The organism is Bradyrhizobium sp. RDM12, assembly GCF_051917485.1.
Lineage (GTDB): Bacteria > Pseudomonadota > Alphaproteobacteria > Rhizobiales > Xanthobacteraceae > Bradyrhizobium.
In genome coordinates this window covers 7,676,242-7,699,878 of sequence record NZ_CM133064.1, presented here as the reverse complement: position 1 = coordinate 7,699,878, position 23,637 = coordinate 7,676,242, and the positions used below count along the sequence as shown (strand labels likewise).

The 23,637-nt window shown below is 63.2% G+C and carries 14 protein-coding genes and 5 pseudogenes; 12 read left to right on the top strand and 7 right to left on the bottom strand.

The genetic code is table 11. The features are described from left to right. Positions 1-185 precede the first annotated feature (185 nt). Entirely contained in the window at positions 186-920 is a 735-nt protein-coding gene (locus ACTGJ9_RS37440; protein WP_456675103.1) for a hypothetical protein, read from the top strand. Then, the gene (locus tag ACTGJ9_RS37435; RefSeq protein WP_456675102.1) at positions 809-1,609 is read left to right on the top strand and encodes a hypothetical protein; all 801 of its coding nucleotides are present in this window, start codon (positions 809-811) and stop codon (positions 1,607-1,609) included. Before ACTGJ9_RS37440 ends, ACTGJ9_RS37435 begins: the two co-directional genes overlap by 112 nt. A 103-nt stretch (positions 1,610-1,712) precedes the next feature. On the opposite strand, the gene ctrA is transcribed toward ACTGJ9_RS37435, so the two are convergent. Beyond that, complete coding sequence (gene ctrA, locus ACTGJ9_RS37430; protein ID WP_007600544.1) at positions 1,713-2,414, bottom strand: response regulator transcription factor CtrA; 702 nt, start codon at positions 2,412-2,414, stop codon at positions 1,713-1,715. 429 nt (positions 2,415-2,843) lie between these two features. Between ctrA and fliI the strand changes: the two genes are divergently transcribed. The 7 genes and pseudogenes from fliI (at position 2,844) to ACTGJ9_RS37395 (ending at position 10,706) form a co-directional block, all read left to right on the top strand. Beyond that, on the top strand, positions 2,844-4,169 hold the full coding sequence (gene fliI, locus ACTGJ9_RS37425; RefSeq protein WP_456675101.1) for a flagellar protein export ATPase FliI: 1,326 nt from the start codon (positions 2,844-2,846) through the stop codon (positions 4,167-4,169). Positions 4,170-4,290: 121 nt separating this feature from the next. After that, complete coding sequence (gene fliJ / locus ACTGJ9_RS37420) at positions 4,291-4,710, top strand: flagellar export protein FliJ (protein ID WP_128953708.1); 420 nt, start codon at positions 4,291-4,293, stop codon at positions 4,708-4,710. A gap of 185 nt (positions 4,711-4,895) precedes the next feature. After that, a complete protein-coding gene (locus ACTGJ9_RS37415) occupies positions 4,896-5,441 on the top strand; it encodes a sigma-70 family RNA polymerase sigma factor (protein WP_456675100.1) in 546 nt (181 codons plus the stop codon). A gap of 206 nt (positions 5,442-5,647) precedes the next feature. Continuing rightward, complete coding sequence (locus ACTGJ9_RS37410; protein WP_456675099.1) at positions 5,648-6,712, top strand: anti-sigma factor; 1,065 nt, start codon at positions 5,648-5,650, stop codon at positions 6,710-6,712. Positions 6,713-6,881: 169 nt separating this feature from the next. After that, positions 6,882-7,841: an AraC family transcriptional regulator gene (locus ACTGJ9_RS37405; protein WP_456675098.1), complete on the top strand. Its 960-nt coding sequence runs from the start codon at positions 6,882-6,884 to the stop codon at positions 7,839-7,841. A gap of 118 nt (positions 7,842-7,959) precedes the next feature. After that, a pseudogene (locus ACTGJ9_RS37400) lies at positions 7,960-9,185 on the top strand (NAD(P)/FAD-dependent oxidoreductase). Positions 9,186-9,336: 151 nt separating this feature from the next. Continuing rightward, positions 9,337-10,706 (top strand): annotated as a pseudogene (locus ACTGJ9_RS37395) (transposase). A 231-nt stretch (positions 10,707-10,937) separates the two neighbouring features. Here ACTGJ9_RS37395 and ACTGJ9_RS37390 read toward each other — a convergent pair. Then, a complete protein-coding gene (locus tag ACTGJ9_RS37390) occupies positions 10,938-12,134 on the bottom strand; it encodes a L,D-transpeptidase (protein WP_456675097.1) in 1,197 nt (398 codons plus the stop codon). A gap of 524 nt (positions 12,135-12,658) precedes the next feature. On the opposite strand from ACTGJ9_RS37390, the gene ACTGJ9_RS37385 reads away from it, so the two are divergent. After that, the gene (locus ACTGJ9_RS37385) at positions 12,659-13,585 is read left to right on the top strand and encodes a transglycosylase SLT domain-containing protein (protein WP_456675096.1); all 927 of its coding nucleotides are present in this window, start codon (positions 12,659-12,661) and stop codon (positions 13,583-13,585) included. A 497-nt stretch (positions 13,586-14,082) separates the two neighbouring features. On the opposite strand, the pseudogene ACTGJ9_RS37380 reads toward ACTGJ9_RS37385, so the two are convergent. Then, positions 14,083-15,281, bottom strand: a pseudogene (locus ACTGJ9_RS37380) (IS91 family transposase). Positions 15,282-15,291: 10 nt separating this feature from the next. Further along, positions 15,292-16,167 (bottom strand): tyrosine-type recombinase/integrase, encoded by an 876-nt coding sequence (locus ACTGJ9_RS37375; protein ID WP_456675095.1) that lies wholly within the window; start codon positions 16,165-16,167, stop codon positions 15,292-15,294. A 306-nt stretch (positions 16,168-16,473) separates the two neighbouring features. Between ACTGJ9_RS37375 and ACTGJ9_RS37370 the strand changes: the two are divergent. Beyond that, a pseudogene (locus tag ACTGJ9_RS37370) lies at positions 16,474-17,363 on the top strand (tyrosine-type recombinase/integrase). A 12-nt stretch (positions 17,364-17,375) separates the two neighbouring features. After that, positions 17,376-18,588: pseudogene (locus ACTGJ9_RS37365) on the top strand (IS91 family transposase). Positions 18,589-18,963: 375 nt separating this feature from the next. Here ACTGJ9_RS37365 and ACTGJ9_RS37360 read toward each other — a convergent pair. The 3 genes from ACTGJ9_RS37360 to flhA all read right to left on the bottom strand — a co-directional run bounded on the left by ACTGJ9_RS37360 (position 18,964) and on the right by flhA (position 23,386). Beyond that, a complete protein-coding gene (locus ACTGJ9_RS37360; protein WP_456675094.1) occupies positions 18,964-19,749 on the bottom strand; it encodes a class I SAM-dependent methyltransferase in 786 nt (261 codons plus the stop codon). Positions 19,750-20,748: 999 nt separating this feature from the next. Continuing rightward, the gene (locus ACTGJ9_RS37355; protein ID WP_456675093.1) at positions 20,749-20,949 is read right to left on the bottom strand and encodes a hypothetical protein; all 201 of its coding nucleotides are present in this window, start codon (positions 20,947-20,949) and stop codon (positions 20,749-20,751) included. Between the two features lie 295 nt (positions 20,950-21,244). Further along, a complete protein-coding gene (flhA, locus tag ACTGJ9_RS37350; protein ID WP_456675092.1) occupies positions 21,245-23,386 on the bottom strand; it encodes a flagellar biosynthesis protein FlhA in 2,142 nt (713 codons plus the stop codon). Positions 23,387-23,637: the final 251 nt, after the last annotated feature.

Here is a 23,637-nt window from a genome sequence, read left to right as displayed (position 1 = left end):
TGCGAACCATAGCCATGGGAGTTCGCCGTGTCGCTTGATAAGCTCTTTGAATTGTTGAAAGTCGCGTTCGATACGCTCGCCGGCCCGGCGCTCGTTGCCTTGTTCTACTGGTTCAGGTTTCACACCTCAAGGGTACGCGATCATACACGACGAAGCTTCTGTTTGCGTTTGGCGTGGTCGCCTTCATGATTCCCTTCGTCCTCGTCTATGAGGGGCTCTCGTACGCGCTGCCGCCCCTTGCATCGATCTGGCTCCTGATCCTTGCTTGGCTCGTCCCAATCCTTCCCGCGGCATGGCGCAATTTGTGTCAGGGCCTCGCCGGCATTCCCGCAGGCGCGCTCGCCTTGCGCGATGAGCTGGCGGCATCCCCGTTCCAGGTGCCGCCGAGCGACGAACCCGTCTTGCAGCGCAGGCTCGCACGGATCGGTTACCGGATCGACGATTTTCGCGCGGTGCAGTCGACTGCCATCCAATCCCGTTTCATGAAGATCTCGGCAATCATGTTTCATCTCGAACGCTGGGCTGCGGACCGCGAAAGCTTCATGGAGCGCAACGCCGAGCAGTACGCGGAGCTTCTGGCCGGGTTCGACGTGTTGTGCTTCCGGACCGTGCGCGTGCTCAAGCACAGTCGGGATATCTATGGCGCGATCATGGAGGAAAGCCAGGTCGAGCCGGACGACTGGCAGGCTCTCGATTCTCTTTCGACACGGCACAGTGCGGTCAGCCAGCTTCAGCTGGCGGCCCAAACGGCCGCAGGGGCCATGCTGGAGGATTTGCGCAAGGACATGGACTCCTTCTCAACAATCTCATGTTGTTCGCGGTGCGCGCTGCCCTGGCCGGGGAGTGGAGTCTTGACCGCAGCAAGCGAAGGCTGGGCGAGATCGGATTCACGCTGGAACCGGCATCACCCGGCATCATGAAGTTTGTCGCGAAGGTAACGGCCTTCACGTTTGCCTGGTGCCTGCTGTGGCTGCTCGCATCGGGCAAGATCGTCGAGATTCCGGGAGACCAGTCCGCCGGCGCAATGCGAACGCTGATCCTGACGCCGCTCTACTTCATCGTGAACTTCTCATTGGTGTATTATTTCAAGCGGCAATTCGCTTTCGCGAACGAGAACATCTTCGGTCGACTTCCGGTCGGGTTTATTCTCTCGGTCGGGGTTTTGGGCGCGCTGCTCACGCTGCCGGTCCAGATGTGGTTCGATCATTCTCAGTTTCCGCGAGACCCCTATCCGGATGTCGTGCTCCACGAGCTGCCGCTCCTGATCTTTCCCTGGGGCATCGGGGCGATGGCGGCCCTGCTGGTGCAGGATTCAACCTGGGACAGACGGTCGCAACAGACGAGGCGGATGAGGGATGGTCTCGTCTTTGGTGGCGGTATGACGCTGATGTTATGGGTCCTGCTGGCCATCCACCAGTTCGCCCCCATGCCGGTGATGGGAATCGTCGACCACCTGTCCGGATCGATGTTCTTGCTGTTCTTCGTGCTGCCGACCTTCGCGTTCGGGTTTATTATCGGCTGCGGGATGATCGGCCGGCTTCGCGAGGCGGCCGCACGCTGCCCGGTCAGAAACGCGGTTCTGACCAGCCCGGCGCTGATGAACGCCTGACTGGATTTTTTGGCGAGGCCCCAAAAAACAAAACCCCGCCATTTGCGGCGGGGTCCAGGCTGGGAGGAGCAAGCCCCGAGGGCTCGCGACGTAAACTCCAGGATCAGGCCGGAATGCGCTCTTCGACCTCGTGCGGCTCGCGCAGCACGTAGCCGCGGCCCCACACGGTCTCGATGAAATTGCGGCCTTCCGAAGCATTTGCGAGCTTCTTGCGGAGCTTGCAGATGAAGACGTCGATGATCTTCAGCTCCGGCTCGTCCATGCCGCCATAGAGGTGGTTCAGGAACATTTCCTTGGTGAGGGTCGTGCCCTTGCGCAAGGAGAGCAGCTCCAGCATCTGGTATTCTTTACCCGTCAGATGCACGCGCTGGCCGCCGACTTCCACCGTCTTGGTGTCGAGGTTGACGACGAGGTCGCCGGTCTGGATGACCGACTGGGCATGGCCCTTGGAGCGGCGCACGATCGCGTGGATGCGGGCCACCAGCTCGTCTTTATGGAAGGGTTTGGTCATGTAGTCGTCGGCGCCGACGCCGAGACCCTTGACCTTGTCCTCGATGCCGGCAAGGCCGGAGAGGATCAGGATCGGTGTCTTGATCTTGGAGACCCGAAGCTGCTTGAGCACGTCGTAGCCGGACATGTCGGGCAGGTTGAGGTCGAGAAGGATAATGTCATAATCGTATAATTTACCGAGATCGACGCCTTCTTCCCCCAAATCGGTCGTGTAGACGTTGAAGCTCTCAGACTTCAGCATCAGCTCGATCGACTGCGCGACGGCGCTGTCATCTTCAATCAGCAAAACGCGCATGCCAGTTCCCCATAGTCGCCGCTCCTGGGCGTCAGGTCGGCCGCATTCGCGGCACTCAACAAAACGCCTTTGAACAACTGATTCGGATCCTGACAACAGATGGTTAACAAATCCTGATTCTGGAACGCAAGTCCCCCCGGTGCAATTTTTGTCGAATCGCCCTAAGGTCTTGCGCGTGAAGCAGCTTTCGTTATCCGGCTCCGTTCAAGTTCCACTTTAAGAGCCGGGCCTAACCGACTCCCGCGACTCAACCTTCTTCTGAAGGGGAGTCACGCTCAGTCACAAAGACAGTGACGCAATGATTAACGATGCGGGTAAACACGAAGTTAAGCGCCGTTCAGAAATATGGCGAAATTTAAGGGTTTCACCACGAAGGCCGCAATCATGAAGGTGCATCACCTGTGAAGAGCCTCTTATGAAAGCTTCTCCATGAAAGCTCTTGCCGAACAGATCGGCGACATCGACGGCGTCAATATCTACGGCCGTGTGGTCGGCGTGCGCGGTCTCATGGTCGAGGTCGCCGGCCCGATCCACGCGATGTCGGTCGGTGCGCGGCTCGTGATCGAGACCGGCGCCAACCGTTCCATCCCCTGCGAGGTGATCGGCTTCTCCGGCAACAACGCTGTCGTGATGCCGTTCGCCGGCCTCGACGGCGTGCGTCGCGGCTGCAAGGCCGTGATCGCCAATGCCGCCAATCAGGTGCGCCCGTCGTCGGCCTGGCTCGGCCGCGTCGTCAATGCGCTGGGCGAACCGATCGACGGCAAGGGGCCATTGCCTCAAGGCGCTTCCCCGATGCCGTATCGCAATTCGCCGCCGCCGGCGCATTCGCGCAAGCGCGTCGGCGCGCCGCTCGATCTCGGCGTGCGCGCGATGAACACCTTCCTCACCTGCTGCCGCGGCCAGCGCATGGGCATCTTCGCGGGTTCCGGCGTCGGCAAATCCGTGCTGCTCTCGATGCTCGCGCGCAACGTCGATGCCGCGGTCAGCGTCATCGGGCTGATCGGCGAACGCGGCCGCGAGGTGCAGGAATTCCTGCAGGACGACCTCGGCGAGGACGGCCTGGCGCGCTCCGTCGTGGTGGTCGCGACTTCCGACGAACCGGCGCTGATGCGGCGGCAGGCCGCTTATCTGACGCTTGCCGTCGCCGAATATTTTCGCGACGAGGGCCAGGACGTTCTCTGCCTGATGGACTCGGTGACGCGTTTCGCCATGGCCCAGCGCGAGATCGGGCTCTCCGCCGGCGAGCCGCCGACCGCCAAGGGCTACACACCGACCGTCTTCACCGAGTTGCCGAAGCTTCTGGAGCGCGCCGGGCCGGGGCTCGGGGAGGGCGCGATCACCGCGATCTTCACGGTGCTGGTTGACGGCGACGATCACAACGAGCCGATCGCCGACGCCGTCCGCGGCATCCTCGACGGCCACATCGTGATGCAGCGCTCGATCGCGGAGCGCGGCCGCTACCCCGCCATCAACATCCTCAAATCGGTGTCGCGCACCATGCCGAAATCGGCCGATCCGCAGTTCTGGCCGACCATCCAGAAGGCGCGGGCGGTGATGGCCACCTATGCCGACATGGAGGAACTGATCCGGCTCGGCGCCTACCGGGCCGGCTCCAGCCCCGAGGTTGACGAGGCGATCCAGCTGCACGAGCCGCTGGAGGCCTTCCTGCGCCAGCGCAAGGACGAAAATGCCTCGCTGGCCGAGGGCTACCGCCAGTTGGCGCAAATCCTCGGCAATTTGGAAACGGAACGCTAACTTTGTCCCGTCATCATCCGATCCCACAGAGTAGCAGAGCCGGTCTTGGCCCCAATCGGGCCTGTGGGGAGACTGGTGTCGTTCCACGTGCAGCTAAGGGACTTCTGGGGAGTACGAGTCGATGAAGTCACGTGATACCCTCATCCGCCTGAAGAAGTTTCAGGTCGACGAGAAGCGCCGCCGGGTCGCCCAGATCGAGTCCATGATCGCCGACTTCCAGCGGATGTCGACCGATCTGGATCGCGAGATCCAGACCGAGCAGGACCGCGCCGGGATCAACGATCCCGCGCATTTCGCCTATCCGACCTATGCCAAGGCCGCCATCCAGCGCCGCGAGAACCTGACCCGCTCGGCCGACGAGTTGAAGGGCCAGCTCGAGGAGGCCAAGGCCGCGCTCGGCGAGGCTTTCGAGGAGCTGAAGAAGGTCGAACTCCTGGACGAGCGCGACCAGGCCCGCGAGCGCGCCGAAGAAAACGCCCGCGAGCAGGCCGATCTCGACAGCATCGGCCTGATGCGCTCCCGCATCGGCGCCGTTGCCTGAAGACGCCGGCAGCCGTCAAAATCGCCAAAGAATTTGCGAACCCGGACCCGCAAGGTCCGGGTTTTTGCGTGTGCTGTCCACAGCGTGGCGCGCCGGCTCTTGGTGACGGGCTTGGCCGCGCGCTATGGTAGCGGAGTGCCAGGGTGCGCGCCGATGCGACGGGGCCTTGAGTGTTGGGGGGCTGAATGCTGACGCCAGCAGAGCTGGTTGGGCTGATCGAGGCGGTGGCGACGCGCGACCAGGCCGCGTTCGAGCGCCTCTATGGCGCCACGCGCGCGAAACTCTATGGCGTCGTCCTCCGTATCTTGCGCCGGCAGGATCTCGCAGAGGAGGTCGTTCAAGAGACCTACGTCAAGATCTGGAACAGCGCCGGCCGGTTCAATCCGACGCTGTCATCGCCGATCACGTGGATGGCCTCGATCGCGCGCAACCGCGCCATCGATGTCGTCCGCAAGAAGACGGAGGCCTCCATCGAGGAGGAGCCGCAGGCGATGGACGTCGCCGCCGACAGTCCCGATCCCCTGGCGCGCCGGGAGATGTCCGAGGAGTTGAAGCGGCTCTTGGAATGCATTGGCCGCCTCGAGCCGGACCGTCAGCGGCTCGTGCTTCTCGCCTATTATAACGGCTGGAGCCGCGAGCAATTGGCCGAGAAATTCGCCGCGCCCGTCAACACGGTGAAGACGTGGCTCCGGCGCAGTATGTTGGATATCCGGGAGTGCCTCGGGCTTTAGTCGATGATGAGAGTGCATATGCTGGCGCAGCGTTCTTGCTTCACCTCTCCCGTAGGGAGAAGTCGGATTGCATCGCACGATGCAATCCGGGTGAGGGGCTGCGCTCTCTCGTGGGACCTGAACCCCTCACCCGATTTAGTCTCGACGATGCTACGCATCGCGAGGTGCAAATCGACCTCTCCCTTCGGCAGAGGTGAAGGAAAGTGATGGCCTACAGCGAGGACCATATCGCGCTTGCCGCGGAATATGCGCTCGGCACACTCGATGCCGACGAGCGCGCGCAGGTCGCGAGCATGATGGCTGTGGACCAGGAGTTCGCCGCCGTGGTGCAGTCGTGGGAATTCCGGCTCGGCGTCCTCAACCAGATGGTCGGCACGATCCAGCCGCGGCCAATCGTGTGGGAGAACATCCGGCGCGAGATCGCGGCGACGATATCGTCGCAGGATTCGCCCGCGGCGCCGCCCCTGCCGGAGTTCTATTCACCGGAGCCGTCATCACCCGAATCTTCTACGACAGAGTCTTCAGCGACCGAGTCTTCAACGACAGGCCCGTTGTCGCCAGAGCCTCCGTCGCTCGACGTGCCGTCGCCCGAATCCAATTCCGATGCCGTTCCGATTTTCCCGCCGCACTTCGTGCCGCAGACCCACGCGCCCGATCCGAGCGTTGCACCGGTGACGCAGGCGCCGGTCGTCGACGACAGCAACGTGATCCATCTCGAGGGCCGCGTGAAGCGCTGGCGTACGATCGCCTCCGCCGTGGGTGCACTTGCGGCCGCATTGCTGGTGACGCTGTCGCTTCAGATCTTGCTGCCCGATGCGCTGCCGGGCGCGCTGCGGCCCGCACCGCGTATCCAGACGGTCGAGCTCAAGACACCGGCCGCGCCGCTGTCTTCGCCCGCGCAATATGTCGCGCTGTTGCAAGGCCAGAGCGGCGGCCCCGCCTTCATCCTCACCATTGACGGGGCGACCAAGAACTTCACGGTGCGCAAGGTCGGCGCGACGCCGGAGCCGGGCAAGAGCTTTGAGCTCTGGCTGATCTCCGACAGGTTGGCGCGTCCGCGCTCGCTGGGCGTGATCGGCAGCGGCGACTTCACGGCACGTCCGGTGCTCGCCGGCTACGATGCCGATGTCGTCAATGGCGCAACCTATGCCGTCACGGTCGAGCAGCCGGGCGGCTCGCCCAACGGCCAGCCGACCTCGGCGCCGGTGTTCTCCGGCAAGCTGATCGAGACCGTGCCGCCGTCCCAGCCGCAGGTTCCGGCGAAGAAGTAGTCGCCGCAAGGACGTATAATTGTCGCTGCGGTCCATTTCGCCGTCGCAATCCGACAAGTCTCGCTGAATCCGCCTGTAATTTGAACCTCCACGCATTTCGCGGCGTCAAATGCCCGGAATTTGCAGTCGGCATCGCCGATCATGGTGCCGGAGAGGGGCTAGAAATCAGATGGATGCAGCCAAGCCGCCGGGCGTCTTTATTCACCAATATGCTGGCCTGCCGCAGGGGCCGGCGTTCGAACATTGGCGCGACAGGGCCCTGGGGTCTTGTGGCCTCGAGATCGGACCGAGCCAGGGCGACAGCATCGATTGCCGGCTGCAGATCAGCGTGGTCGACAATGTCGCGCTCGCCATTCCCGAAGGTTCCTCCGCACACTATTCGCGCACGCAGAGCGGTCTCGCCGACGGCAGTGACGATCTCGTGCTGATCGCCGCGCATGCCGGCCTCGTCAGCGTCCGGCAGAACGGCCATACCGTCGAGCTCGCGCCGGCGCAGATGACGCTTGCCGACATGGGCATCACCGGCAGCGTCGGTCACACCGACGAGAACCGCTTCACCACCATCCGCATGCCGCGCCGCGCGCTTCTCGACATCAATCCGCGCGCCGAGGAGAAGCTGTCGCAGGTGCTCTCGGACGGTGCGGTCGCCGAGACCATCTTCCGCTATCATGCGCTCGCCGCCCATCACGCGCCGCATCTCGACGCGATCGGCCAGCGCCTGACCGCGCAGCACTTGGTCGATCTCGTCGGCCTCCTGCTTGGCACTGATGCCGAGCACGCGGCGCTCGCGCGCGGTCGGGGCCATGCGGCGGCGCGCCTCGATCTCATGCGCGCCGACGTGATGGCCGCACTCGGCCGTAACGATCTCTGCCTGTCCGAGGTTGCCACCCGCTCAGGGCTCAGCCCGCGCCAGGCGCAGCGGCTGTTCGAGCAGGCCGGCACCACCTTCACCGAATTCGTGCTGGAGCAACGTTTGCTGCTCGCGCGCAAATTGCTCGGCGATCCCCGCGCGCGGGCGCGCAAGATCAGCGACATCGCGCATTCGTCGGGCTTCTCGGATCTCTCCTATTTCAACCGCGCCTTCCGCAAGCGTTTTGGCGCGACGCCGTCGGAACTGCGCGAGGCCTGAGGCTTGGCTTGGCACAGCGGCCCGCCGCGGCCGCAGTTGGTCGGTCCGGACGAATGAGCTATACCTGTCTGCGTGGGGCAGATCGTCGGATTCCCCTGGAACAGCGAAGTCAAGGGACATGGCGCGTATCGTGGTGCTCGGCGCCGGATTTGCGGGCCTGTGGGCGGCCATCGGTGCCGCGCGCATGCGCGACGAGATTGGTGCCGCCGGCCGTGACATCGAGATCCGCGTCATCGACCGCAATCCCTACCACAACATCCGCGTGCGCAATTACGAGGTCGACCTCAGCGAGGTCGCGCTGCCGCTTCCGCAACTGCTCGATCCGATCGGCGTCACGTACGACATCGGCGAGGTCAAGGCGGTCGACCCGGCGCGGCGCCAGATCTCGCTGGTCACCAGCAGCGGCGAGGACAAGCTGAGCTGTGATCGCCTCGTGCTTGCACTCGGCAGCGAAGTGATGCGACCGGATATTCCGGGCCTGGCCGAGCATGCGTTCGATGTCGATACCTATGCTGCGGCGCTTCGCCTCGAGGGGCACCTCATCTCGCTCGGGCACGGCGCGCCGTCGCCGGCGCGATCGACAATCGTGGTGGTGGGTGCCGGCTTCACCGGCATCGAGGTTGCCGCCGAATTGCCTGACCGGCTGACGCGTGCGGGCATCACCGGCAGTCGCCGCATCATCCTGGTCGATCCCAATCCCGCGGTCGGTGCCACGATCGGCGCGCAGGCGCGTCCCGTCATCGAGGCGGCGCTATCGTCGCTCGACGTCGAAACGCGGCTCGGCGTGCGCGTCGCCTCGGTCGAGGCGGCCGGTGTTCGCTTGAGCTCAGGCGAGTTCATCGCAACGCAGACGGTGATCTGGTGCGCGGGCCTGCGTGCGAGCCGGCTCGCCGAAAACGTTCCGGGCGCGCGACCGCCTCGGGCGCCTTCTGGTCGATCCCTTCATGCGGGTCGCGGATCTGCCCGGCGTCTTCGCCGCCGGCGACGTCGCCTCCAGCGTGATCGATGGCTTGCATCCCACCGTGATGTCCTGCCAGTTCGCCCGCCCCATGGGCCGGTTCGCGGGTCACAATGTGGTGGCCGATCTTGTCGGCCAGCCGATGCTGCCGCTGCGGATCGACTGGTACGTCACCGTGCTCGACCTGGGCAACTGGGGCGCGCTCTACACGGAAGGCTGGGACCGCGAGGTGCGGACGACCGGCCAGGCTGCCAAGGCAACCAAGCAGACCATCAATCGCAAACGCATCTATCCCCCGCTCACCGGCACGAAGGAAGATCTTTTTGCTGCCGCCGCGCCGACGGTGCAGGCGCCCGCCGCCGACTTATGGGGCGCCGCGTCGTTGAGCGGGCCGTGCATCCGCTCCGGGCCTCTGAGCCGACTTGGGCGCCGTTCCCGCGATGTCGCCAAATGACCGATTTTGTTGCAAAAGTCGGTTGAGGCGAGCCGCGAACCGTGATTCCGTTGTGATGACGCGAATCTCGGCGAGGTCGATCCATGATGGGCCGTGCGAAGAGTGACCAAGGTCAATTGTTCTACGAGTTTCAGCTTGGCGACGCGGTTCCTGAAGATCATCTCGTACGGAAGATCGATGCTGCTCTCGATCTGTCCTGGCTTCGCAGTGAACTAGCACCTCATTATTCGTCCATGGGTCGCCCGTCGATCGACCCGGAACTGATGGTCCGGATGCTGGTCGTGGGATATGTCTTTGCGATCCGTTCGGAGCGACTGATCTGCCGTGAAGTGCAGGTGAACCTTGCTTATCGCTGGTTCTGCAAGCTCGGGATCGAAGATGCTATCCCGGATCATTCGGCGTTCTCGCGCGCCCGCAACGAACGCTTCCGCGAGGGAGATGTATTTCGCCACATGTTCGAGCGGGTCGTGGAGGCGTGCATTGCGGCAGGTCTGGTTGGCGGCGATGGCTTTGCAGTCGATGCGAGCTTGATCCAGGCTGATGCCAACAGGCGACGCTCGATCGCAGGTCAGGATTGGCGCAAGGACCGCGACCCGCAAAGGTCCAGCCGCGCGGTGAAGGAGTATCTGGCGACCCTTGACGATACAGCGTGGGGTGCCGCCAGCGACGTTGTGCCGAAGTTCGTCTCCCCATCCGATCCGGCAGCGCAGTGGACCGGAGCTCACAAGGGACCGGCATTCTTCGCGTACTCCGACAATTATCTCATCGACGTGAAGTTCGGCGTCATTGTCGATGTCGAGGCCTCCCGCTCCATTCGCCAGGCCGAGGTCAGAGCAGCGAGGACCATGATTGAGCGAACGGAGGAGCGCTTTGGTCTCAAGCCGGAGCGGCTTATCGGGGATACCGCTTACGGGGCCGCTCCAATGCTGAACTGGCTGGTCGAGGAGAAGGGCATCGCGCCACATATCCCCGTGTTCGACAAGTCGAAGCGGGATGACGGCACCTTCTCGCGTAGCGATTTTCGATATGATCCGACCGGCGACGTCTATCACTGCCCGGGTGGTAAGCGGCTTGGGACAAGCGGCACCGTGCATGAAGGCAAGACGCTGCTGTATCGAGCAAGCAAGCTCGACTGCGATGTATGCCCGCTTAAACCGCAGTGCTGTCCAAAGAACCGTCGCGCAAGATCCCGCGCGACATTCATGAATACGCCCGAGACGTTGCCCGGTCGATTGCTGATACCGACGACTTTGAGAAGTCACGGCGTGAGCGCAAGAAGATCGAGATGCGGTTCGCACATTTGAAGCGCATCCTGAAGCTCGGTCGGCTCCGGCTGCGGGGACCAAAAGGCGCCCAGGACGAGTTTGTTCTTGCTGCCATCGCCCAGAACCTGCGACGGCTCGCGTCGCTGGGCGCTCGTCCGCCACCTGCTCGGGCTCTGTGCACTGCGTAGCGTTCCAGTTGCGTAGAGAGCGTCAGGGCCGGCGGATCAAAGCCGGTCGTCCTTAGCGAAATCGCCGAACGATCCCTTCGCTCACAGCCGACTTTTGCAACAAAATCGACCCTTAGCGGACCTCGCGCCGCTTTGGCTTGGGTGCGGACATCAAGTTGCACAAGAATTGCGGTCGAACAATTCCAGCGGGTTGCGTAGCGGCGCCGTTTGTTGGCGGGGTGCGTCGCCGCATCAATGCGTTACCACGATGAAATCCGTGTCTTTTCCCGTCTCCTGGCTAATTCCGCTGTCGGAAACAATCAACGAAGACGCCGGCGTCAGGAGTTCAGAGATCTTCTCGACCGCATCCTGGGGCATTTCGATACGGTTGAGCGTCGCGTTGGCTTTGTCGGGTAACGGTCCCGGCACGGTTTGCTTCGCGGGCGCTTCTCGCCCTTTCGTGGCAGCCTTGGACATGCGGGGCAATTCCTCTGGAATCGACACGACGCTCCAGCGAATAGCCGTTCCCTCGTTCTGGAATTCCATTGCGGTAAACACGTGCGTTCCCAGCGGTTCCTCCGGATTTTCGATCTTGACCGGGACATCAAACAACGGCGTGAAGCCCTGACGCACGAACAGCTTGCTCAACCTACGACTGACGAAGATGGAGATCGGGACAATCTTTTTAGGCGCTCTTGCGGCGGGAGCCGAGCCCGGCACCTGGAGATTGGCGGCTTCTGAAGTCTCGGCGTTTGACACCAGTGTTCCCTGCGTTGCCGTGGCTGCACCGATGCTCTCGGTTGCGACGGTGGCACTTTGGAATTCGGACGAACCGGACGCGGCTTTCGGTTGAAAAAGATGCGGATTGGTTATCTCGACCGGCTGGACATCACCATGCGCAATGATCACGCGCGTGCCGCGCTTCGTGAGATGCCAGAGTCGAACGGCAAAATTATTTTGCAAACGGATGCAGCCGTGTGACGCCGGATGCCCAGGCACGACACCGGCGTGCAACGCTATCCCTGACCAGGTGATGCGTTGCATGTAGGGCATGGGGGCGGCGCTATAAATATTTGAACGGTGCCATCGTTGTTTGCTGATGACGCTGAACACGCCGAGGGGCGTAGGATGCCCCTCCATTCCTGTGGACACCGAAGAGCGTGCAATCAGGGCCCCGTTGTCAAAAAGCGAGACCCGTTGGTCTGCTATCGAGATGATGATCTGGAGCGGGCCCTTCGGAACGGGCTCGGGCCGAGCGCTCTTCGCCGTTTCAGAGTTTGTCTGCCGGTGGTCGTGCTTGTGTTTGTACGGAGCGTATTGGCTTCGCCAGAACGCGTGTTGGGGTCCAAACAGAAATTGAGCGTGCGCGATCCCCGCAGGGAGCATGAAAATGGCGAATACAGCGGTTGTTATCGCGCGCTGCATTGCTGGTAATTCCTTAACGAACATCGCCCGGTCCCATAGGCGCGATTCCCTCGTTGCGAGACGATGCGCGAAGCCGACGCCTGATGCGTCATCCGGGCAGCGCACCAAGCCTCTCCTCCAAATCTGGTCGCAGTGGGTCGAAAATTGGACCGTACTCGCAATTACGGTGCGAGTTGCCGTTGAGGCGGGCGCAATTGCATGCGATCGACGCGTTGCAATCGGGCAACATGCTTTGGAAATATTGACGAGCGGCCGTTTGCGCCATTGCGCGACCCTCATTGATCCCAAGAATGAGCCTCTTTGCATGCTTGGCTTTTCTGAACGGCTCCGGCGGAGCCTGTGGAGGCGACGGCATCATGAAACCGCGGCGATTTGCGATAGTGGCGCTAACGTGTTGCGGAACGGTCGTTCTCGCGGGAGGGATGGTTGGCTGGCTGGCTGGCTTCACTTCAGCCGGCACCGAGAACGCCCGCGCAGGGCCAATCGAGGACCGCGCAGCATCTCTCGCCGCCACCGCTAGGCCCGCGGATGGACCGCAGGCATTCGCAATGGCCAACACCGTTGTCGCGAACGCCACTTTCGCTAGCGCCGAAGTGGCGACGCGCGCCGAACCCGCGGCAGGGACGACCAACGACACGACGGCGGCATCAGATAAGCCGGAATCGATCGTCGCGTTGCCCGATCCGTCGCGAATGCTGTCGGCCGATTTACTGCCTGTGCAGGAATCGGTGGACTTGGGCCACCGCGATGCCGCCCAACCGGCGCCGACCACGTGCGGTGCATCCGGCGGTTTCTCCAACTCGGGGCCGCAGGATTTCCGGTATCTCATTTGTTATGTCTGGTCCGAACTGCCGCCTGCCGAGAAGCCGGCTGCGATCGTCTTGCGTTCGTTCAAGCACATCCCGGTCGGAACGCCGGTGGATGAGATCAAGCGCGCGTCCGACGCTTTCGGTCTGGATTTCGCTTTCATGAAGGCGGTGGCTAAGGTCGAGTCCGGTTTCAATCCCAAGCAACGCACCGGGTCGTATATCGGGCTGTTCCAGCTGAGCAAATACGAATTCGGCAAATTCGGCTCGGGAGACATTCTCAATCCGCGCGATAATGCCGTTGCGGCAGCCTACAAGGTCATCACCGAAGGCATTCTGTTTCAGTGGGTGACGCACAGGGGGCCGGACTTGAACGATCTCTACCTAATCCATCAGCAGGGCTGGGAGGGCGTCGCGGAGCACCTCAGCCAACCCAATCGCATCGCCTGGAAATCGATGTGCGCCACCAGTGAAGGCAGGGAGAAGGGCGAAAAATGGTGCAGGCGCGCGATCTGGGGCAATACGCTTCCGGCCGTCAAAGAGGCGTGGAAATCGGTGGAGAAGCTGACGTCGGAGGCGTTCGTCGGAATGTGGCGCGAGCGAGTAGCTCATTTCTATTCGAAATACATGACCACCGCCACCGCCGATGCCGAGCGGGCGCACCAGTAAATTTCCGTTGAGTGGTTAGCAGGAGTTGCCGCACCCGCGGGCCGAGCGGTGTCTCACCGCCGCCGGTTGCGCGGATGCACTTTACGTCGTCAACGACGCGCTCGGGTCGTTCCTGCTGCGTGCTAGCGAGGCGATCGATCAGGTGCCGATGTCTGCTTGTGTGAAGGTTTTCGGATGCCGGCCCCATGACGGTGTTGCCGCGCACACGAGGGCCGGCGTCCGAAAGCCTCCAAGGGAGGAAACCGCGGGTGAGGCATGTGGGTGGCGCGGCGTGGGCTATGGGGATTTGCGTGCCGCGGATGATGTGTTTGATTGGAATTGAGCCGGTTCGGCGAGCTGGCCGAGGGCGGAGCAGCTCATGAATGAGGGGCCTGCCGCGTTGAACGGGGTGGATTGGCGGACGATTTGCGGCGGCTGGCGGATATCTGGGCGCGCTCTGCCATGGCCGGTCGAGAGGCAGCGCGCGCGATAAGCCGTTTTGCGGGATTGTGACGCGGTCATGAGGTGTCGATCCTGATGCGGTTCGTTGGAGCTGTTGGCCGATGTCGTGGCGTAGCACCGCGCTCGAAGACCTCGATGACGACCATGCGACCGCCGCAGCAGGGCAGCTCGGCTTGGTTTGATCGGCGGCGGCAGTGATGGGCTGACCTTCAGAATTTGCAGCGGCGAGCAGCTCACGCGCGCGAGCGATGTTATCGGCGCGGGTGCCACTGGCGAGCAGGCCGTAGTGACGGATGCGGTGGAAGCCTTGCGGCAGGACGTGGATGAGGAAGCGGCGGATGAACTCGCTGCTTGAGAGTGTCATGAGCTTCTGGCGGTCGCGACCCTCGGCGCGATAGTCCTTCCATCGGAAGGTGACGCCGGTGCGGTCGCAGGCGATCAGCCGGCTGTTTGCGATGGCGACGCGGTGGGTATAGCGCGATAGATAGGCCAGCACAGCCTGTGGCCCGCCGAACGGGCGCTTGGCATAGACCACCCATTCGGCTCGGCGCAGCGGCGCCAGATAGGCTGCGAACGCCTGCGGGTCGGCGAGAGCAGCATGGTTGCCGAAGAATTGGAGGCGGCCGGCGTTGTGGGCGGCGATCAGCTTCTCCAGCAACAACCGGCGGAACAGGCGCGAGAGCACGCGCACGGGGAGGAAGAAGCCCACCCGGCACGCCACCCAACGCTCGCCGTCGAGCGAGATGCCGCCGCCCGGCACGATCATGTGGACGTGCGGGTGATGGGTCATGGCCGAGCCCCAGGTATGGAGAACCGAGGTGACGCCGATGCGGGCGCCGAGGTGTTTTGGGTCGGCCGCGATCGTGGTCAAGGTCTCGGCCGAGGCTTTGAACAGCAGGTCGTAGATGGCGGCCTTGTTGTGATAGGCGATGTCGGCGATCGACGCCGGGAGCGTGAACACCACGTGATAGTACGGCACCGGCAACAGCTCCGCCTCGCGGTCGGTGAGCCAGTCCTTCGCGGCGGCGCCCTGGCACTTTGGGCAATGGCGGTTGCGACAGGAGTTGTAGGCGATGGTGGTATAGGCGCAGTCCGCACAGCGCGCGACATGGCCGCCGAGAGCGGCCGTGCGGCAGCGCTCGATTGCTGACATCACCTTCAATTGCTGGAGGCCGACATGACCGGCATGGGCTTTGCGCCATGCCGGGCCATGGTCGCGGAAGATATCCGCAACCTCCAAGGCCGGGCGCGACATGCGCGCCAGGTCAGCCGGGCGGCCGGTCCTCCTTCAGTTTGATCGCGATGTGCTCCAGCGGGCTCATGACCTCGCTGATCGTCTTGGTGGCGACGCGGGTATAGAGCGCCGTGGTGTCGAGCTTGGCGTGACCGAGCAGCACCTGGATCACGCGGACGTCGATGTTCTGCTCCAAGAGGTGGGTGGCGAAGCTGTGCCTCAGGGTATGCAGCGACACGCGCTTGTGGATCTCGGCCATTTGGGCGGCGGCATGACAGGCGCGATTGAGCTGCCGTGTCGTCATCGGCTGGGCCGGATCGCGGCCTGGAAATAGCCAACCCCGGGGCCGCGCCGCCCGCCACCAGGTGCGCAGCAGATCGAGCAGCAGTGGTGAGAGCATGACGTTACGGTCCTTGCCGCCTTTGCCCTGCTCGACGCGAATGATCATTTGCTTGCTGTCGATGTCGGCGACCTTGAGCGAGATGACCTCGGTGGCGCGCAGGCCGGCGCCGTAGGCCACGCTCAGCGCCGCCTTGTATTTGAGCCCGGGTGCGGCATCGAGCAGCCGCGCCACTTCCTCGGGGCTCAGCACCACCGGCAGCTTGCGAGGCTCGTGAATGACATGCGTATGCTCAACGATCTCGTGGCGCCTCAGCGTGACCCGGAAGAAGAACCGCAGTGTCGAAACCGTCTGATTGATGGTCGGCACACCAACGCCGCTCGCGGCCAGGTGCAGCTGATAGCGGCGCACGTCTTCGAAGCTCGCCGTATCCGGCGAGCGCTCGAGAAATGCGGCGAAGTTCTTGACCCTTTGCACGTAGTCATGTTGGGTCTTCGGGGCCAGCCTGCGGGTCGTCATGTCTTCGATCATGCGCCGGCGCAACGGGCTCATTGCCTCGTCGGTCATGGGGATGCTCCTGTCTTGAGTGAGGTTGTTGCAACCCCTCATCTCAAGACAGGACGCCTCGTTGCGCTATCCCTCAGCCGTGCTGCCGGCCGTCGTGCCCTACCGCGCGAGCGGTTTAGTCCGTTGACCCATAGCTGACCTTGCCGTGCCTCCTGCCGACTGTCGGCTCCGATCCATTGGACTAAACCGCTCGCGCGGTAGGGCGCTTGGGGCGGGCATCTAGCGACTATCGAGGGCGTAGCGTGCGGAAGCGTCCTGTCTTGAGATCGAGGAACTGCAAACCTCACTCAAGGCAGGAGCACCTCCATGACCGACGAGGCAATGAGCCCGTTGCGCCGGCGCATGATCGAAGACATGTCGATCCGCAAGTTCGCGCCAAAGACCCAACATGACTACGTGCAAGGGTCAAGGAGTTCGCCGCGTTTCTCGGGCGATCACCCGATGCGGCCAGAGCAGAGGACGTGCGCGGCTTCCGGCTGCATCTGGCATCATGTGACGCGGGCACGCCGAAGATCAACGCCACCGTCTCGGCGCTGCGGTTCTTGTTCAATGTGACGCTTGATCGTCCCGACCTTGCCAAGCAGCTGGCGTTCATGCACGAGCCGCGCAAGGTGCCGGTTGTTTTGAGCCCCGAGGAGGTTGCGCGCTTTCTCGAGGCTGCGCCGAGCATCAAGTACAAGGCGGCGCTGAGCGTCGCCTACGGCGCCGGGCTGCGCGTTTCGGAGGTGATCTCGCTGAAGGTGTCCGATGTCGACTCCCAGCGCATGATGTTGCGCGTCGAGCAGGGCAAGGGCCGCAAAGATCGCCATGCCATGCTTTCTCCGGTGCTGCTCGATCTTCTGCGCGAGTGGTATCGCATCGCACGGCCGCAGGGTTGGCTATTTCCGGGCCAGAACCCGGCCAACCCGATGACGACGCGCCAGCTCACGCGCGCCTGCCATGCCGCGGCCGAGATCGCGGAGATTGCGAAGCGGGTGACGCCGCACACCTTGCGCCACAGCTTTGCCACTCACCTGCTCGAACAGAACATCGACATTCGGGTGATCCAGGTCCTGCTCGGCCACGGCAAACTCGAGACCACGGCGCTCTACACCCGGGTTGCGACCAAGACGATCCGCGATGTCATGAGCCCGTTGGACCGTCTCGCGCCGCTGCTTCCAAAGAAGAACGAGCCCAAGGCCGAGCCGCCTGCCTGACGCGCGACTCCCGTGTCGCGCCCGGCGCTGGAGGTTGCGGATATCTTCCGCCGCCATGGCCCGGCCTGGCGTCAGGCCCATGCCGGCCATGTCAGCCTCGATCAGTTGAAAGTGATGTCGGCGATCGAGCGCTGCCGCACGGCGGCCCTTGGCGGCCATGTCGCGCGCTGTGCGGACTGCGCCTATACCACCATCGCCTACAACTCCTGCCGCAACCGGCACTGCCCGAAGTGCCAAGGCGCCGCGGCGAAGGAATGGCTCGCCGACCGCGAAGCCGATCTGCTGCCGGTGCCGTACTATCATGTGGTGTTCACGCTGCCGGCGGCCATCGCCGATATCGCCTACCAGAACAAGGCCGTCATTTACGACCTGCTGTTCAAGGCATCGGCCGAGACCCTGATCACCATCGCGGCCGATCCAGCACCTCGGCGCCCGCGTCGGCATCACCTCGGTTCTCCATACCTGGGGCTCGGCTATGACCCATCACCCGCACGTGCATATGATCGTGCCGGGCGGCGGCATCTCGCTCGACGGCGAGCGCTGGGTGGCGTGCCGGCCCGGCTTCTTCCTGCCGGTGCGCGTCCTCTCGCGCCTGTTCCGACGGCTGTTGCTGGAGAGGCTGCTCGCTGCACATCAGACCGGCCAGCTGAAGTTCTTCGGCAACTACGCTGCACTCGTCGACCCGCAGGCGTTCGCGGCCTATCTGGCTCCGCTGCGGCGAGCCGAATGGGTCGTCTACGCAAAGCGTCCGTTCGGTGGACCTGAGGCGGTGCTGGCCTATCTGTCGCGCTATACCCACCGCGTCGCCATTGCCAACAGCCGACTGATCGCCTGTGACCGCACCGGTGTCACCTTCCGGTGGAAAGACTATCGTGCCGATGGTCGCGATCGCCAGAAGCTCATGACGCTCTCAACCGGCGAGTTTATCCGCCGCTTCCTCATCCACGTCCTTCCGCACGGCCTCCACCGCATCCGCCACTATGGCCTTCTCGCCAGCGGCAGGCGCGCCGACAATATCGCCCGAGCGCGCCGCCTGCTCGATATGCCGGCGGTACAGCCCGAGGCCGCGGATAGCGGTTGCGCCGAGGCCGACGATCCCAAGCCGCCCGAGCACCAGTGTCCGTGCTGCGGCGGTCGCATGATCATTATCGAGACGTTCCAACGCGGCACCCCGGGCTACCGGCCGGCAGCATCCACCGCCGTGATCAGGATCGACACTTCATGATCATGCTCGGCGCGCCTCAAACTCAAAAACCTGCGTGTCAGGTTCGCCGGCCCTCGACCGGTAATCAACGGTCTCGCCCACGTGCCAGGGCAATGCCGTTTTCTCGTTTCGATCGCCACTGCGCGATACCAGTTCTGCCTATCCCTATCGGCCGGCCAGGTTCGTCGCCACTGCGATCACTCCCCAAACAATTGCTCGACGCTCCCCGGCGAAAGACCACCAGCGCCAAATCCCCATAGCGTCTGACGCGCGGCCCACCAAACCTCCCGCGGTTTCTTCCCTTGAGGTTTGCGTACGCCGGCCCCCGGCATGCGCCGCGCCACCATCATGGGGCCGCCATCCGCAAACCTTCACAATTCCAGATACTTAACGAACTCAGAGCTGCTTATCGCCACCAATGCGGCGGGCCATGTAGAGGTGAGTTTCGTAGTCCGCTTCGAATTCTCCTCCGTGACGATCGATCGCTCGGGAAACGTCATTGAGCAGCCCTTCGCGCACCGCTTGCGAGAGCATCCGAATATCCGAGCGCGTCCCCAGGAAATTGGCATAGCTTGATGTTGTGTGCTGCCACTTCCACGGATAGCAGCGGTGCTCCACCGATCCAAACAATCCCGACTCGTCAAACCAGCCTTTGAATGGACCGCTGGGCAGGTACCAGGCTTCCGGCGGGGGCCCCCAGCGGCCCGTATGACGCAGGTATATGTCCTTGAACCGTTCGAGCAACGGGATGCGCCATCCCGTCGGAACATGCCCGAAGACGGCCAATGATCCGTCCGATGAAAGCAACTTCGCGGCCTTCACGAACCGCAAGTCCGGCGAAACCCAGTGCCACGACTGCGCAGCGATGATGAGTCGGAACGGCCCTTTGTCTTGTGGCCACGCCTCGAGTGTCGTCTCGACCAACTCGACTTTATCAAAACCGGCCAGGCTCTCACGCGCAGCGCGGACCATTTCGGGGCCAGGGTCGATTGCAACGATCCGAAAATCTCGTTTCGCGAAGCTCCTCGTTGCCTGCCCCGTGCCGCAGCCAACTTCGAGAACGGAATCGTCACGCCTCAAGTTGCCGTACGAAACCACGTCATCCACGAGAGCTTCGGGGTAGTCGGGGCGTGAGGCCCTATATGCCTCCGCAATCTGATTGAATGTAAAGCGCTGCTCCATGGAGTACTCCGCTTCATCAGGTTGTGGAGCTAGCCGAGTAAAGCCATTCGCTGTCAAGACATCTTGGGCGCATCTACAAGTCCTTGCGTTGCCGACGGGCAAAACACCGAAGCCCTGGGTCAACAATGCAGCAACAAAATATTTCTCTTTATTAGAATTCGGAATTTTGTTAGAAGTTGTTCCTCCGGCCCAAGGAAGAGGGGCGTATCGCGATCGTCACGAACGCGGGCCGGGCGGCGGTGGACGCAGGCCACATCGGCGCGAAGGGTTTTGCAGGGCGGGCAACCGTGAGCAAAAGCGTCGCGCACACGACCGCTGTGATCTGCGTACGGCCAAATCGTGTGGTCCTGGCGCCCGGGGTCTGTGCGTCAAGTCTCGCAGTGATGCGTGGCCCGACCGGGTTCGCGCATCGATCATCCGCGAGGCGAGGGGGCAATAGTGCATCGCTCCCCGGGGAGAGCACGACATAAGCCGTTCCAACCATCCGCGCAGGAAGGCCGGGATGCCTCCGGCTGCCCTGTTACCCGCTGTGCAGTGTAGCGCAATCTACTCATGGCATAGCGGTCAATGGGCGCCAGCCGGCTCCCGGCCTTCCCTGCGCCCTCTTTCAAATGAGGGTGAGGCGAGAGAGCAAAGCTCGGGCGAATGCGCCGTGAGGATGCGAGTGTGTGTTTATCGTTGCGCAAAGGTCGGCGTGCCCCGGACCCAGCGCAGCGCTCCTTCAGCGGTGCGCTGCAGAGCCGGGGCCCATGCATCAGCGTACCGCGTGGCTTTCTGGGTCCCGGCTCTGCGCAGCAACGCCAAGAGCGTTGCAGCGCGTCCGGGACAAGAGAGGAGCGAGTGCATTCGCAATGACGAGGTACCCCCAGACATGAGAAAGCGCCCGTGGGGGGCGGGCGCTTTCTGTAGTCGACTTGGGGTTGGGGTCGTCTACATATCCACGTGGCGACTTTGGGGGCTGGTAAAGGAGCCGCGTGAATTCCTGAAACTCAAATCTCCTTAGCGAACGAGCGACTCGTTCGAGCTGGTGATCACAACCGGCTTGCCAGCCTTGATGACACGGGCAGTCTGCGTCAATCCGCCGTCCGAACCGGTGCGCGCAGTGATGCCAAACCCTGCCACCGCGATCCCTGCGACGAGGGCCACGACCACGATCTTCAGATGCGTCGAACGGTCTGCGCTGTAAATCGAGTGGTTCATGGAAGGCTCCTGCCGCCTTTTACCCGAAGTAGTCGCCGCCCTTGTTAGACAGGTTCACGCTTCCGGTGCCCAACAACCTAGTATTGGGCGGATCCGTTCCCAAGGGGCGATCACAAGAGCGTGACAGGACGTGAACGAGCGCGATCAAGAACGGGTCCTTGATCGCTCGATTTGGCAATTATTTCAACGATGTAATGTGCTCGAAAGGCCCTTTATCAGCAGTTGGTCGACAAGGTGCCAGAAACTCAAAAACCATTTGCATGTGACTGAAAAACACACGGCTTCTTAAGGCAAATCAGATGCTTCCGACCGTCTTCAGCCTCGCTCTCGGGTGGATTTCGGCCTGCGACAACACGGTCGTCTGGGCCCGGAACCGCTCGACCAGGGAGCGGACGAAGGGACGAATTGCCGCAGAGGTCACCAGCACCGGCGCCTCGCCTTCGCGGGCGGCACGCTCGAAAGCCTCGCGCACGCCGGTCATGAACTCCGACAGCTTCGAGGGCTGCATCGCGAGGCTGCGCTCTTCGCCCTGGCCGACGATGGATTCGGCGAAGGCCTGCTCCCACCGTGCCGATAGCGCGATCAGCGGCAAATAGCCGTTGTAGGACGTATTCTGCGCGCAGATTTGCCGCGCGAGCCGGGCGCGGACATGCTCGACCATGGTCGCGGGATTGCGCGAGAAGGCGAGCGAGTCGGCGATGCCTTCGAGGATGGTCGAGAGATCGCGGATCGAGATGCGCTCGGCGAGCAGCAGCTGGAGCACGCGCTGGATGCCGGAGACCGTGACCTGTCCGGGCACGATGTCCTTGACCAGCTCGCTCTGCTCCTTCGGCAGCTCCTTGAGCAGCTTCTGCACCTCGCCGTAGGAGAGCAGGTCCGACATGTTGGCCTTGAGCAGCTCGGTGAGATGGGTCGAGAGCACGGTCGCGGCGTCGACAACGGTGTAGCCCTTGAGCGAGGCCTCTTCCTTCAGGCTGGCATCGACCCAGGTCGCGGGCAGGCCGAAGGTCGGCTCCGTGGTGTGGATGCCGGGCACCTGTACCTGGCTGCCACCGGGATCCATGACCATGAACTGGTTCGGCCAGATCTTGCCGGTGCCGGCGTCAACCTCCTTGATCTTGATGATGTAGGTGTTGGCTTCGAGCTGGACGTTGTCGAGGATCTGCACGGCCGGCATCACAAAACCCATCTCGATCGCGAGCGAGCGGCGCAGCGCCTTGATCTGCTCGGTGAGGCGGTCGGTACCGTCGGGACCGTTGACCAGCGGCAAGAGCGCATAGCCGAGCTCGATCTTGAGGTCGTCGATCTTGAGCGCAGCCGAGATCGGCTCCTCGGCCGCCGCGGCGCCGGGGGCACCGGGCGTCCCGGCCGCGGGCGCAGCCCTTGCGGCTGCCTCGGCGTTGGCGCTCGCACGGTTGCGGTTACGCGCCTGCCAGGCCAGCGCGCCGGCGCCGGCGCCGAGCAGGAAGAAGGGGATGGTCGGGATGCCCGGCAGGGCGGCCAGCACCAGCATGACCGCCGAGGACATCGCCAGCGCCTGCGGATAGCCGGAGAACTGTTTCATCAGCGCCTTATCGGCAGCCCCCGAGACGCCGGCCTTGGAGACGAGCAGACCCGCCGCGGTCGAGACGATCAGCGCCGGCACCTGGGTGACGAGGCCGTCACCGACGGTCAGCAGCGTGTAGCTGCGGCCGGCGTCCGCAAAGGACAGGCCCTGCTGCGCCACGCCGATGATCATGCCGCCGACGACATTGATGAAGACGATCAGGAGGCCGGCGATGGCGTCGCCGCGGACGAACTTCGAGGCACCGTCCATGGCGCCGAAGAACCCGCTCTCATCCTCCAGCGCCTTGCGGCGCTCCTTGGCGACCTTCTCGTCGATCAGTCCGGCGGACAGGTCGGCGTCGATCGCCATCTGCTTGCCGGGCATGGCGTCGAGGTGGAAGCGGGCGGCGACCTCGGCGATACGGCCCGAACCCTTGGTGATGACGACGAAGTTGACGATAATCAGGATGGCGAAAACGATGATGCCGATGACGAAATTGCCGCCCATCACGAAGCTGCCGAAGGCTTCGATGACGTGACCGGCGGCATCCGTGCCCTCGTGCCCGTGCGACAGGATCAGGCGGGTCGAGGCCATGTTGAGCGACAGCCGCAGCATGGTCGAGATCAGCAGGATGGTCGGGAAGGCCGAGAATTCCAGCGGCGCCTGGATGAACAGCGAGGTCATCAGGATCAGGATCGACAGCGTGATCGAGATCGCCAGGAACAGATCCAGCACGATCGCGGGCAGCGGCAGGATCAGCACCACAAGAATGGTGAGGATGCCGAGCGCGAGCGCGATGTCGCCGCGCTTGAGGATGGTGACGATTTCGGAAAGGGAGGGGATGCCGGGCTTTGCGTTGCCTACGCCCTGTCCGGCGGTGACGTCGACCATGGTAGCTGCTCCCCCGCGCGACTGCCGTCCGCGCGCCCCAAACGTCTGCGCGGCGGCCGATGGGCCGCCGTTCCGAAAGTGAGGCACCGCACTGGCGTCCACGGGAGCTCCCGTTCTACGCGGCTGACGACACTCGACTCCACTGGGCAATTCTTGCCGGGTGTATGGTTAGCAAAGGGTTAACAGCCGGCGTCGGAAGAAACGGGGAAGGGCCTTCTATTGCAGCGCACCGCGCATGCCTATTATCGCGC

What these genes read in the sequence shown, in the direction of transcription:
- fliJ (WP_128953708.1), top strand. Translation starts at nt 4,291, where the DNA reads ATGAAGTCACGTGATACCCTCATCCGCCTGAAGAAGTTTCAGGTCGAC.
- ctrA (WP_007600544.1), bottom strand. Translation starts at nt 2,414, where the DNA reads ATGCGCGTTTTGCTGATTGAAGATGACAGCGCCGTCGCGCAGTCGATC.
- fliI (WP_456675101.1), top strand. Translation starts at nt 2,844, where the DNA reads ATGAAAGCTCTTGCCGAACAGATCGGCGACATCGACGGCGTCAATATC.
- ACTGJ9_RS37385 (WP_456675096.1), top strand. Translation starts at nt 12,659, where the DNA reads ATGGCCAACACCGTTGTCGCGAACGCCACTTTCGCTAGCGCCGAAGTG.
- flhA (WP_456675092.1), bottom strand. Translation starts at nt 23,386, where the DNA reads ATGGTCGACGTCACCGCCGGACAGGGCGTAGGCAACGCAAAGCCCGGC.
- ACTGJ9_RS37435 (WP_456675102.1), top strand. Translation starts at nt 809, where the DNA reads ATGTTGTTCGCGGTGCGCGCTGCCCTGGCCGGGGAGTGGAGTCTTGAC.
- ACTGJ9_RS37355 (WP_456675093.1), bottom strand. Translation starts at nt 20,949, where the DNA reads ATGAACCACTCGATTTACAGCGCAGACCGTTCGACGCATCTGAAGATC.
- ACTGJ9_RS37440 (WP_456675103.1), top strand. Translation starts at nt 186, where the DNA reads ATGATTCCCTTCGTCCTCGTCTATGAGGGGCTCTCGTACGCGCTGCCG.
- ACTGJ9_RS37360 (WP_456675094.1), bottom strand. Translation starts at nt 19,749, where the DNA reads ATGGAGCAGCGCTTTACATTCAATCAGATTGCGGAGGCATATAGGGCC.
- ACTGJ9_RS37390 (WP_456675097.1), bottom strand. Translation starts at nt 12,134, where the DNA reads ATGTTCGTTAAGGAATTACCAGCAATGCAGCGCGCGATAACAACCGCT.
- ACTGJ9_RS37375 (WP_456675095.1), bottom strand. Translation starts at nt 16,167, where the DNA reads ATGACCGACGAGGCAATGAGCCCGTTGCGCCGGCGCATGATCGAAGAC.
- ACTGJ9_RS37410 (WP_456675099.1), top strand. Translation starts at nt 5,648, where the DNA reads ATGGCCTACAGCGAGGACCATATCGCGCTTGCCGCGGAATATGCGCTC.
- ACTGJ9_RS37415 (WP_456675100.1), top strand. Translation starts at nt 4,896, where the DNA reads ATGCTGACGCCAGCAGAGCTGGTTGGGCTGATCGAGGCGGTGGCGACG.
- ACTGJ9_RS37405 (WP_456675098.1), top strand. Translation starts at nt 6,882, where the DNA reads ATGGATGCAGCCAAGCCGCCGGGCGTCTTTATTCACCAATATGCTGGC.